The following is a 12,274-nucleotide window of genomic DNA, read 5'->3' on the forward strand; positions in this document are numbered from 1 at the left end:
TGATATGGCATGGGACCTTCTCCATGACAAAGTAAAGCACCATTTAGAAAGCATTTACGCCGATGTAGAGCTAGATGTCTCGTATGAGGCACTAGCCACTGACTTGTTGAATACCATTGGCATTGCGCAGCAAACGGATATTGCTTCACCTCTATCACACCACAACTATTGGGATGAAGACGACATTGTCATGATCACCTATGGTGATAGTGTCATCGACGATGATGAGCGCCCGCTTATTACGTTAAATAGGTTTTTGCATCGATATTGTAAGAACACAATAAACAATGTGCACATTCTTCCTTTTTTTCCTTATAGCTCGGACGATGGGTTTTCGGTCATCGATTATTCTACCGTTAACGAGGCACTGGGTTCTTGGGATGACATAGAAGCCATTGCAAAAGACTACGGATTAATGACCGACTTAGTGATCAACCACTGCTCCGCAAGAAGTGTATGGTTTGATAACTTTATAAAAGGCGAAGGGCCGGGTTCTGACTTTTTCTTTACTGCAGACCCTGCCGATGATCTTTCTATGGTTACCCGACCCCGCGTGTCACCTTTACTTAGGGAGACGGAAACCGCCAATGGCACTAAACACGTGTGGTGTACTTTTAGTCACGACCAGGTCGATTTTGATTTTAGAAACCCCAAAGTACTGCTGGCGTTTATTGACATCATTAAGCAATATATTGACAAAGGCGCTAAAATTTTCCGCTTAGATGCCGTGGCGTTCTTGTGGAAAATTGTAGGAACCAACTGCATCAATTTGTTCCAAACACACGAAGTTATCCGTTTAATTCGAACGTTAATTGAACATGTAGATCCATCCATAATAATCATCACCGAAACTAACATTCCAAATAGGGAAAACCTCACCTATTTCGGTAATGCTAACGAAGCGCACGCTATTTATAACTTTTCATTGCCCCCTTTGTTGGTAAACACACTTGTTACCGGTGACTGTACCTACTTAAAAAGCTGGATGATGAGTATGCCACCCGCACAAAACGGTACAGCCTACTTCAACTTTATTGCCTCTCACGATGGTATTGGATTGCGTCCTGCTGAAGGGTTGTTGTCTGACGAGGAAATTTCAGAGCTTGTGCATACCATGCAGCACTTTGGCGGCAAAGTGTCGTGGCGCGCTTCTGATCATGGCCAGCAAAAGCCCTACGAGATTAATATTACGCTGTTCGACGCACTGCAAGGCACCACAAAAGGCCCTGATAAATATCAGGTCGATCGCTTTATTTGTGCTCATGCCATTATGCTAGGCATGGAAGGAATTCCGGGTATTTATATTCACAGTTTGCTTGGCACGTCTAACGACTATGAAAAAGTGGCAAACACTGGTCAGAACCGCTCTATTAATAGAAGACGTTGGGACTTTAACGAACTTGAAGCGCTGTTAGACTCGCCGTTCTCGCAGCATCACAAGGTACTTACCCGACTATCTCAGCTTATTCGCATCCGAAAAGCACAGCCAGCCTTTCACCCGAACGCAACACAGTTTACGCTGCACTTAGGCAACCAACTGTTTGGGTATTGGCGACAAAGCCTTGATAGAAAGCAGGGTATTTTCTGTATTAGCAACATATCTGATGAGGAGCAAACGGTCTTATTGTCTGACATTAACTTAATTGGCACAGATAATTGGATAGACCTTATTTCCCGCGATGAAATTTCACTTTCAAGTGGATTCTTGCAAATGAAACCTTATCAGGTACTTTGGATTAGTAATCAAGATTTTGAGTAAATTTCACTAGCCGATAATTCTACCGCGGAATGGATACTGCGGTATCGGTACTACGATGTTACTCTTGCTCAACACACAGTCAAAACACGTTAATAATGCAAAAAATCGATACCTTTCTTTTTGACCTTGACGGAACACTGGTAGATTCGGTGCCCGATTTAGCAAAAGCTTTAAACCTAATGTTAAACGATTATCAGCTTCCTACCTTTGACGAGCAAACCATTAGGCATTGGGTTGGGAATGGCGCTCGCATGCTTGTTGAAAGGGGCTTACGTGGTACCTCGGATTTAAAAAGCAGTGACAAACAAGGTGAAATTGATAAGGCGCTAGAAAAATTTCTCTTTTATTACAGAACGTTAAAAACCAAAAGCACAGTGCTTTATGAAGGCGTGCATTCCACGCTAAATACACTACACGAAAAAGGTTATTCACTTGCACTGGTCACCAATAAACCGTCGGAGTTTATAGATCCTATTCTTTCATCCTTCTCCTTGTCGTCGTTGTTTTCAATTACTATCGGTGGCGATTCACTGTCAGAGAAAAAGCCCTCCCCTTTGCCGCTTTTACATGTTTGCAAGCAGTTAGGTGTATTGCCCTCGCAATGCGTAATGGTAGGCGATTCTAAGAATGATATTCTTGCCGCTAAAGCCGCAAATATGCAAAGTATTGGTCTTACTTATGGTTATAATTACGGCGAAAACATTGCTACATATAATCCCGATTGGGTGTTAAATAGCTTCAGCGAAATACTGAAACTTAACCCTAACCCGCAAACTAAGGAAAGTGCTCTACTGTAAGGCTACCATTTACAACAATTCGCCAACTGCCTGCTAAAGACCTTGCGTTTCAAATGCTTCCTTTTTGCCTACTTTCTTTTATTTCACGTTATAACCTTTGGTATAACGTCGCTTTTTCTGTAATATCCGCGTGTTAATTCATTTAAAGGAGTTGTTGGTATGTCATCTCATTGGCTTTCACTTGAAGAGGCCCTCACTAAAGCGTTAGACGCTGCAAAAGCGATAGCCGACACTGAGCAGGTGAGCACTTTTGACGCCAACAATCGAGTTCTGGCACAAGATGTAATTGCACACATTGACGTACCACCGTGGAACAATTCGGCAATGGACGGCTACGCCATAAACGTTGAAGATTTAAAGGACGATTGTTCCCCTAGGCTTGAAGTACAAGGTGTTATTACAGCGGGAATGAAAGCTGATGAGCCGCTTCAAAAAGGCAAAGCTTTTAAAATTATGACTGGCGCCCCCATGCCGGCAAATGCAAACGCTGTGGTTATGGTGGAAAATACTTCCAGCGAGAACGGCGCCGTGCTAATTAACAAAGTGCCCCGTTTACAGGAAAATATTCGCAAAAAAGCCAACGACATTGCCTGTGGCGATACACTGATAAGCAAAGGTACACGGCTTCACGCCGAGCACCTTATGCTGCTTTCTTCTCAGGGCAGCAGCACAGTAGAGGTTTTCAGAAAACTTCGCGTTGGGGTAGTAGCAACAGGCTCAGAGCTTGCTGCGCCAGGTGAAACCCGAGAAGCGACGCAAATTTTTGAATCGAACCGAGTTGGCGTTAGCAGTATCTTGCAAAACGAAAACGTAGAGCTTATAGATTTTGGGATTGTAGCAGATGACGAAGCATCCTTACGTGCGCTATTTGTTGAAGCGAGCGAACGCGTTGATGTAATGGTAAGTAGCGGTGGCGTGTCTGTAGGTGATGCTGACTATGTTAAAGATATCATTGCGGAATTGGGCGCCATTGACTTTTGGAAAGTGGCCGTAAAACCAGGCAAACCCTTCGCGCTAGGACAAATAAATAACGCATTGTTTTGTGGCCTACCAGGAAACCCAGTGTCGTCATTCGTTACGGCGAAGCTACTCGTTGTGCCAATAATTAAGAAGATGCAAGGGGAATCAAAGGTTCACGAACCTTTCCTAGTAAATGCAAGCATTACCACGTCTTTAAAACGACGTGCAGGCCGACGAGACTTTCAGCGTGCAACCATGGTTAAAAATGCACAAGGCGGCTGGGACGTTACTCCCTTCAAAACGCAAAGCTCTGGTGTAATGACCTCTATCACTTCAGCAAACTGCTTGATGATAGTTCACGAAAACGTGAGCGAGTTAAAGAAAGGCGATACCGTTCAAGTTATGCCTCTTCATTTTTAAACTAATATAGTTACACAATTCGCACTAACTCATTACCTTAGGTTTTGCATTTAGATTTGACCAATCGAGAAGTATTGGAACTTTGTAGCACACGCACAGCCCGCCTTTTATTTAAGTGCCTGTGGCGATAATTTAAGAGACACATTACCGTGAATAAAAAACGCTTTCTTTTAGAAGGTAGAGATGTACTAAAGCTAGCTTGGCCTTTGTTAGTGGCCCAAATTACTCAAATGCTCATGGGAGTGAGCGATACCATCATGGCTGGGCGTTACAGTGCCACCGATATGGCAGCCGTAGCGCTTGGATTTAGCATTACAATACCCTTATTGTGTTTTATTCAGGGTATTGCACTGGCGCTTCCCCCTATTATTTCTCGTTTACAGGGCAATAAAAATTTAGGTGGCATTGCCGATGCTAGCCAACAAGCAGGATATCTAGTTTTCTTTGTGGGGTTAGCGGTTGCAGGCTTAATTCCGTTTACTGAGAGCATTGTTGCGTTGTTTCCAATGGCGCCGGTTCTATTCAGTATTACCGTTGATTACGTGCTTTACGTATTGTTTGCCATGCCTGGATTTGCTCTGTATCAATGGCTTAGAAATTACTGTGAAGGCCTAGGAAAAACAAAGCCGACAATGACCATTACGGTTATTGGGTTAATGGCAAACGTGGTGGGTAACTACTTATTTATTTATGGTGTGGGTCCAATTCCCGCAATGGGTGGCGCTGGCTGCGGTATTGCCACGGCCATAGTTATTTACACTATGTTAATTGCCACTGTTGTTTATGTTCGCTTTGCGCCTGCGCTGCAAAAGTACAACTTATTCGGCCAAATTTACAAACCCAACATGGCGACCATAAATCGCTCCTTTAAAATGGGGTTGCCTATTGCCATGACCATTCTGTTCGAAGTTACCTTATTCTCACTGGTAGCGTTGTTGCTTGCTCCCTTTGGTGCAACCACGGTAGCTGCTCACCAAGTGGCTTTGAACTTCTCTGCGCTTATGTTCATGTTTCCAATGAGTATTGGTATGGCTGCAGCAATTCGCATAGGCTATCGCATTGGTCAAAACAACCATCGCCAAGCCAAAATAGCCGCTCGAACGGCCATACTCATCGGCTTTTTTACCGCGGCATGTACCGCAACGTTCACCTTGTTAGCGAAGGGATTCATAATTGGCTTGTACACCAGTGATGAAGCCGTATACACCTTAGCTAATGCGCTTTTAATTTATGCAGCGCTGTTTCAGTTGTCTGATGCGGTTCAGGTGATCTCAGCCAACGCACTTCGCGGCTATAAAGACACTACGGCCATGTTTATCATTACGTTTATTTCGTATTGGTTAATAGGCCTACCTACTGGTGTTATCTTAGGTAGAACGAACTGGATTACTGCAGAGCCCATGGCGGCAGCAGGTTTCTGGATAGGTTTCATTGTAGGCTTAAGCGCTGCCGCTATTATGTTAGGCACGCGCCTACTTTACATCCAAAGGCCAGATGCTGAACAACGTTTGAAAGCGGCTTAATTAATTTACTGGGTTTTATCTACGCAAGCCCAGTCTTGCGGCGTGTCTATATCAAATTGTGCATTTGGTATAGACACTGTGGTTACCTTCCCTGCTTTAGCGAAGTTCTTAATGACAGCTTTTGCACCTGTGTCCCCCTTAAGTGCTAAAAGTTCGTTAAACATAACGTTAGGGAATACCGCTGGCACCGTTAAGCGATTGCTAGTCTTTCCCTCGACGCCCCATTCACAGCACACTATGTTATTTGGATTTTCTTTAGACGCATTAATGAGGCGAGCAAGGTCTTGAGCGTTCAGGCGAGGCAAATCGGCAAGTGTAAATAACACATGGCTGGGTAAAGGGTTTAACTGGGCGTTATTTTTTTGATTACACTCACGTTTTTCATGGTTAACACTACGTTCGAAGGAAGAAGCACTATTGCCGCTGATTCTATCGGCCTTGTTGTAAAGGCGAGTTTGTGGGGCTTGTAATGTTGGTGATGGTAAATTGAGAACATGCAGAAGCCCAGAACGGATGCTTGACGCAATCCCCTCTTTCCAAGACGTGTTGTGAACAATACTTACCGGTAAATTCGATAGCCGATGTTCAATGCTTTCGTGCCATTTGCCAGTGACCACGTTGATTAGTTTCCGGGAAAATGACTGGCCTGAAGCTTCCGGCTCAGCACCTTCGTATGGCGCGAAACCATTAGCCACATTGAGTTGTTCACACACCTTTGTCAATTCACGAATACTGTGTTCAATAAGTGGCACTTTTGAGCTCGGATGCTTAGACAATAGCTTATTGCCTTTGTAGCGTGCACTTTGGCCGCCAGCTAATAATACAATCGCTAAGTAATAAGCATCTGAATTCAATTTAACAACAACCATAACGTACTTGGACAAACTGCGAGAAGGGCTTAACGACTTCTACTAAGCCCTTTAATAGCTGCGGTTAAACCTTCAAGGGTTAAACCATACATTCTGTCTTCCATAATCTCGCGCATTATTTTTACCGATGAATAATACGGCCAGTAGTTCTCAGGCTGCGGGTTAAGCCACACCGCATTACTGAAATGGTTTAATAAACGCTGCATCCACACGCTGCCCGGCTCCTCATTCCAATGTTCTACGCTGCCACCTGGGTAAGTAATTTCGTACGGCCCCATGGTGGCATCGCCCACAAAAATCACCTTGTAGTCTTTTCCATAGCGATGAATGATATCCCAAATAGGTATGCGTTCTTTATTGCGTCGTAAGTTGTCTTTCCACACTTCTTCATACACACAGTTGTGAAAGTAAAAGTACTCTAAATACTTAAATTCGCTTTGCACTGCGGAGAAAAGCTCTTGGGTGCTTTTTACGTGTGGGTCCATAGAGCCGCCCACATCAAAAAACATTAACACTTTTACCGCATTGTGACGCTCTGGCGCCATATGTATATCAAGCAGCCCGCCTTTTTTGGCGGTTTCGCCTATGGTAGTAGGAACATCCAGCTGTTCGCTAGCGCCAGTGCGGGCAAATTTACGTAGCTTTCTAAGCGCAATTTTAATGTTACGCGTACCCAGCTCCACATCGGAACTTAAGTTTTTAAATTCGCGCTTGTCCCACACTTTTACTGCTGAAAACTTTCTATTGCCCTTCTGCCCTATTCGAACGCCTTCTGGGTTGTCGCCATAAGCGCCAAAAGGCGAAGTACCGCCTGTGCCAACCCATTTATTTCCACCTTGGTGACGCTTTTCTTGCTCTTCTAAGCGTTTCTTCAAGGTTTCCATCAGCTCATCAAGGCCGCCGGCTTTGCGCAGCGCTTCACGCTCTTCAGGGCTTAAGTTTTTTTCAATCTCTTTGCGAAGCCATTCTTCAGGTATGTCTTTGCCGAATAAATCGATAGATTCAACCCCTTCAAAATACTCAGCAAATGCCCTATCGAACTTGTCGTACTGGGTTTCGTCTTTCACCATAATAGTACGAGACAAGCTGTAGAAAGCTTCGATATCGGCATACACCACGTGCTTTTCAAGCGCGCTAAGCAAATCAAGTAACTCGCGCAGCGTGGTTTTAACCTGATATTTTCGCAGTGTATAAAAAAACTGGATAAGCATTAGCGGCGCGCCATAAAGACCAGTTTTTCGAACAAGTGAATGTCTTGTTCGTTTTTAAGCAGCGCGCCGTAAAGCGGCGGTATAGCAGCTTTGCCATCTTTAGAATGCAGTGCTTCAGGTGGAATATCTTCAGCGACCAATAGCTTCAACCAGTCGATCAGCTCTGACGTCGACGGCTTCTTCTTAAGCCCTGGTATATTGCGTAATTCAAAAAAGGCTTTTAATGCTTCATCAAGCAGCTTTTTCTTTAAATCTGGGAAATGTACATTCACGATTTCTTGCATTTCATCTGGGTTCGGAAACTGGATGTAATGGAAGAAACAACGGCGCAAGAAGGCATCTGGCAGCTCTTTTTCGTTATTCGATGTGATAATCACAATAGGACGTTGCTTCGCGACTACACGTTCTTGGGTTTCGTATACGAAGAATTCCATTTTATCGAGCTCTAAAAGCAAGTCATTGGGGAACTCGATGTCGGCTTTATCAATTTCGTCAATTAATAGTACCGGGCGCTTTTCAGCACTAAAGGCTTCCCACAATTTACCTTTCACAATGTAGTTGCCGATATCGTGAACGCGGTCATCGCCTAGTTGAGAGTCGCGAAGACGCGATACTGCGTCATATTCATACAAACCTTGTTGCGCTTTCGTGGTTGATTTAATGTGCCACTGAATTAATTCAGTGCCCAAGCTTTCGGCCAATTCTTCAGCAAGCATGGTTTTACCCGTGCCCGGCTCGCCTTTAATCAGAAGCGGGCGCTCTAGCGTAATGGCGGCGTTAACTGCCAACTGTAGGTCTTTGGTTGCGATATAATTAGACGTACCACTAAAAGCCATTATTATTGTACTCCGTATATTTTTTCGTCTTTGCAGAATTAGCTATAATATCAAGGCCTTCAAATGATTGCCCATAGATATAACATATAGCTAAAAAGCACTTTGCATTTTACTGTTTGGGACCAATGATATAGGGGTATGACGAAATCCCCTAATTCAGGCTGTGAATTATTAACTATTACACGCCTTGAATTATTAACTATTAAAAAGGTCGTACAGATCACGACAGACGGGGTTTCCTGTAAAATAAGGAACGAGGTAAGGATTTATAATGAACGTATTTGACGACAATTCCCTATCTATTGGCCGCACGCCACTAGTTAAGCTAAATCGCGTAACATCAGGTAATGTATACGCAAAAATTGAATCGCGTAACCCAAGTTTTAGCGTTAAGTGCCGTATTGGCGCAAACATGATTTGGGATGCTGAAAAGCGCGGTGTCCTTACCGAGGGTAAAGAAATTGTAGAGCCTACCAGTGGTAACACTGGTATTGCTTTGGCATTTGTTGCGGCGTCGCGTGGCTACAAGCTAACGCTTACCATGCCAAGCAGCATGAGCTTAGAACGCCGTAAGCTATTAAAAGCACTGGGCGCAAACCTTGTTCTTACTGAAGCGCCTAAGGGCATGAAAGGTGCGGTTGCTGCTGCTCAAGAGATTGTTGCCTCAGATCCAGAAAAATATGTGTTGCTTCAGCAGTTCGATAACCCTGCTAACCCAGCTATTCACGAAAAAACTACTGGCCCTGAAATTTGGGAAGACACCGACGGTAAAGTTGATGCCTTCGTAGCTGGTGTAGGTACTGGTGGTACTATTACAGGTGTTAGCCGTTACCTTAAGAACACCAAGGGCAAAGCAATTACCTCTATTGCTGTTGAACCAACAGACTCGCCAGTAATAACACAAGCGCTAGCAGGTGAAGAGCTAACGCCAGGGCCACACAAAATTCAAGGTATTGGCGCAGGCTTCATTCCAGGTAACCTTGACCTAAACTTAATTGACGAAGTTGAGCAAGTTACTAACGAAGAGTGCATGGACATGGCGCGTAAGCTAATGACCGACGAAGGTATTCTTGCGGGTATTTCATCTGGTGCAGCAGTTGTTGCAGCTAAACGTTTTGCGGAACGCCCTGAAAACAAAGACAAAGTAGTTGTAGTATTGCTAGCAAGTGGTACAGAGCGTTACCTAAGCAGCCCGCTGTTTGCCGGTGCGTTTGACGAACAAGAAGAAGTTCAGTAAAAAAATTCTTTCTTTTTTACATTCCAAAACGAGGCTTAACGCCTCGTTTTTTTGATTCTGGCTAAAGCATCTACTGTGACTTTTCTAGCTAGTTACCTTCAGCTTTCGTTCTATTGCTTTGCTTTTCAACTCAATATTGTGAATAATCGAGTTGTAAATTATTGAAGCGCGTAGCTCTTTAGCTTCAATAAAATACTACAGCATTAATAAGAAACGGACCTCTTTGCATAAGGTATAGCTAATGAGAACGCGTATGTGGTACGCCCTTCTAGGGCTTTTTACAGTTTTGATTTTATCAGGATGCGGCGGAAAAGAAGAAGGCATTGGAAGATACGGAATGCTAGATGAAAGCACACCTGAATACACAACGGTTGCCTTTTTAACAAGCGTTTATGAAGACGACAACCTTGATACCGCTATTCGCCTTTCAAGTAAAAAATTGTCACGCATTCTTACGAGATATCACACCAACAGCAACGTTCAGCGCCACCTACTAAATTTAAAGTACGACAGCGTAACCATTACCCCACAAAGTGCAGCGCGCGTTGGAAGAAATGAGTTCGCAGAGAAGTCTACAATTACCGTTTTTTTAAGCGGTACCTACAACGACGCCAAAATTGAAGACTTACGTAGCCTAGATTTAATTAAAGAAGACGGTGAGTGGAAAGTTAATAAAATTCACCCCGATGCTTACCTTTAATGAGTTACAACAAACCACTGTATTTATATACACCAAGACAACAAAGTTGAACCTTTAAAAATAAAAAGGAAAGTTTCCGGCTTTCACACGAGAAAGCTTTTTAGGTTCTGTTAACGGGTTGATTGTGTTGAGTTAGTGTAGTTTTAGGAAAAAGGATATACGGACTTTTCCCACCTTGCATAAAGGATTTTTTCCGTACATTAAATTGTTATGCACTGAGGGAATTTCAAGACTAAACGATATGAATAAGAAACCATTCTTTGACAGTTTTTGGAAGTATTCGGTCTTAATTGGCTTAGCATTGTTACTGATAGCTGCAATAAAAGTATTGTTTGGTGGACAGTTAAACGATGTATCTCTGCTCACTTTAGCCAAAGGCTTTTTACTTCTTCTTTTAAGTTCAGTAGTAATTGGTTTCTTCTGCGCACTATGGGAGAAGCATGGAGAAAGCTAATAGCAACTAGCTTTTCATTCAGATTTATTACTTTGCTTACTAGATTTTTTAAAGCTCAAGTGCATAACAAGTCAATAAACTTGCTCACTTCGTTCGCTGGGACGCATACACGCTGGGCGGCTTCGCCATTATGCCCTGCGTGCCTGCGCCCGTTATTGAAAAGTTATATGACATGGAGGTAGCCAAATGGATCGGAAGACTGCTGACAATATTCTTGAAGAACTAGCAATTATTTCAGTAACAATAGAAAACTTATCTAGAAAAATTTCTAAGGAATCGAGGAAAGAGATTGCAAAGGATTTGGGTACTTTGTTGAAAGCTTGTACCAGTATCGAATCAGAAATAGGATTTAAAATTCCTGATATTCATCCGCATTATCTGGGGTGGGAGAATTATTCTCAGTTACGTAAAAAACACGAAGACCCTGAACATCCTGTAGTTCTTCCAACAGAGGAACAACTAGAACAAGCGCGTGAGCAATGGTCTAAAATCCAAAATTTTCTGCGTAGTTAGAATGTCATATAACAAAAAAATTAAGTCACTCACTTCGTTCGCTGGGACGCATACACGTGGGCTGCTTCGCATTTTAGCCCACGCGCCTGCGCCCCTTATTTAAAAGTTATGTTTCTAGGGAGAGAACACATGTTTTATAAACAACTTCTAAAGCTCACACTAACATGCACACTAGCTATAGCCTGCTTTCCAATCAGTGCAGATAACCAAATTAAAAGAAAGATGTATAACCCTTGGGAAGCAGAGATTGGGTATTCTCAAGTTGTCATTGCAGGTAACAATGTCTATTTATCTGGCATCGCTAGTAATAAACCGACCATGGAAGAACAGGTTAGAGAAATTTATTCTTTAATAGAAAATACATTACGTGAAAATGATTTAGGTATGGAGAACATTGTTAAACAAGTTATATATACAACAGATATTGAAGCGTTCAAAAAATTGGGTAATGTTCGCAAAGAAAAATTCACTAATAACCAATACCCTAGCTCTACATTAGTCGAAGTAAGGCGTCTTTATAGTCCTAGGCATCTAGTAGAAATAGAAGTTATTGCATTCAGTGATAAAACATAACAACCCAATTAACACACTCACTGCGTTCGCTGGGACGCATACACGCGGGGCGGCTGCGCCATTATGCCCCACATGCCTGCGCCCGTTATTGGAAAGTTAGGCGTCATTTACTTGCCACTTCAAAAGGTGGGTTCAGCCGTGACATTACAGCAATAAGGTTGTTTCACTAGGTAGTCTTTACCGCTTGCTTTTCCGGTAGTTTCAACGGCTTTAGCAACGCGGTTTTTATCAACACCGAAACGCCAACATTCAACATCACCAGTTTTCTAAACTCGCTCTTTTATCCAGCATTACCGCTAACATCTGGCTTTTCGCACAGGGTTGTTTTATCTTGAATTCAATAAATTAAACACGCGGTCTATTTGGCTAGTGGTGGCAGCAAAGCTGCGTACGTTCCTTTGTACGCCTAACAAAACGCTGTT

General features: G+C 43.1%; 12 protein-coding genes. 9 read left to right on the forward strand and 3 right to left on the reverse strand.

Going from position 1 to position 12,274, the window contains the following annotated elements; genetic code table 11:
- Window positions 1-4: 4 nt before the first annotated feature.
- The 4 genes from ACHUFN_RS18360 (at window position 5) to ACHUFN_RS18375 (ending at window position 5,459) form a co-directional block, all read left to right on the forward strand.
- Window positions 5-1,759, forward strand: a complete 1,755-nt coding sequence (locus ACHUFN_RS18360) for a sugar phosphorylase (protein WP_394224161.1) — start codon at window positions 5-7, stop codon at window positions 1,757-1,759.
- A gap of 95 nt (window positions 1,760-1,854) precedes the next feature.
- Complete coding sequence (locus ACHUFN_RS18365) at window positions 1,855-2,556, forward strand: phosphoglycolate phosphatase (RefSeq protein WP_394224162.1); 702 nt, start codon at window positions 1,855-1,857, stop codon at window positions 2,554-2,556.
- Between the two features lie 159 nt (window positions 2,557-2,715).
- Window positions 2,716-3,936, forward strand: coding sequence for a molybdopterin molybdotransferase MoeA (gene moeA, locus ACHUFN_RS18370; protein ID WP_394224164.1), 1,221 nt, complete (start codon window positions 2,716-2,718; stop codon window positions 3,934-3,936).
- Between the two features lie 149 nt (window positions 3,937-4,085).
- Window positions 4,086-5,459, forward strand: a complete 1,374-nt coding sequence (locus ACHUFN_RS18375; RefSeq protein ID WP_394224166.1) for an MATE family efflux transporter — start codon at window positions 4,086-4,088, stop codon at window positions 5,457-5,459.
- A gap of 5 nt (window positions 5,460-5,464) precedes the next feature.
- Here ACHUFN_RS18375 and ACHUFN_RS18380 read toward each other — a convergent pair whose 3' ends face one another.
- The 3 genes from ACHUFN_RS18380 to ACHUFN_RS18390 are packed head-to-tail and all read right to left on the reverse strand — an operon-like array spanning window position 5,465 to window position 8,375.
- A complete protein-coding gene (locus ACHUFN_RS18380) occupies window positions 5,465-6,328 on the reverse strand; it encodes a nucleotidyltransferase family protein (protein WP_394224168.1) in 864 nt (287 codons plus the stop codon).
- Between the two features lie 29 nt (window positions 6,329-6,357).
- The gene (locus tag ACHUFN_RS18385) at window positions 6,358-7,539 is read right to left on the reverse strand and encodes a vWA domain-containing protein (RefSeq protein ID WP_394224169.1); all 1,182 of its coding nucleotides are present in this window, start codon (window positions 7,537-7,539) and stop codon (window positions 6,358-6,360) included.
- A complete protein-coding gene (locus tag ACHUFN_RS18390) occupies window positions 7,539-8,375 on the reverse strand; it encodes an AAA family ATPase (RefSeq protein ID WP_394224170.1) in 837 nt (278 codons plus the stop codon). Before ACHUFN_RS18390 ends, ACHUFN_RS18385 begins: the two co-directional genes overlap by 1 nt.
- 271 nt (window positions 8,376-8,646) lie before the next feature.
- On the opposite strand from ACHUFN_RS18390, the gene cysK reads away from it, so the two are divergent.
- The 5 genes from cysK (at window position 8,647) to ACHUFN_RS18415 (ending at window position 11,852) form a co-directional block, all read left to right on the forward strand.
- The gene (gene cysK, locus ACHUFN_RS18395) at window positions 8,647-9,612 is read left to right on the forward strand and encodes a cysteine synthase A (protein ID WP_394224171.1); all 966 of its coding nucleotides are present in this window, start codon (window positions 8,647-8,649) and stop codon (window positions 9,610-9,612) included.
- Window positions 9,613-9,853: 241 nt separating this feature from the next.
- Window positions 9,854-10,312: a nuclear transport factor 2 family protein gene (locus ACHUFN_RS18400; protein WP_394224172.1), complete on the forward strand. Its 459-nt coding sequence runs from the start codon at window positions 9,854-9,856 to the stop codon at window positions 10,310-10,312.
- Between the two features lie 241 nt (window positions 10,313-10,553).
- Window positions 10,554-10,766, forward strand: coding sequence for a hypothetical protein (locus ACHUFN_RS18405; RefSeq protein ID WP_394224174.1), 213 nt, complete (start codon window positions 10,554-10,556; stop codon window positions 10,764-10,766).
- Window positions 10,767-10,952: 186 nt separating this feature from the next.
- Window positions 10,953-11,279, forward strand: coding sequence for a hypothetical protein (locus tag ACHUFN_RS18410; RefSeq protein WP_394224176.1), 327 nt, complete (start codon window positions 10,953-10,955; stop codon window positions 11,277-11,279).
- A 129-nt stretch (window positions 11,280-11,408) separates the two neighbouring features.
- Window positions 11,409-11,852: a Rid family hydrolase gene (locus ACHUFN_RS18415; protein ID WP_394224177.1), complete on the forward strand. Its 444-nt coding sequence runs from the start codon at window positions 11,409-11,411 to the stop codon at window positions 11,850-11,852.
- Window positions 11,853-12,274 lie beyond the last annotated feature (422 nt).

It is taken from the genome of Alteromonas gracilis, from assembly GCF_043642145.1.
GTDB classification, from domain to species: domain Bacteria; phylum Pseudomonadota; class Gammaproteobacteria; order Enterobacterales; family Alteromonadaceae; genus Alteromonas; species Alteromonas gracilis_B.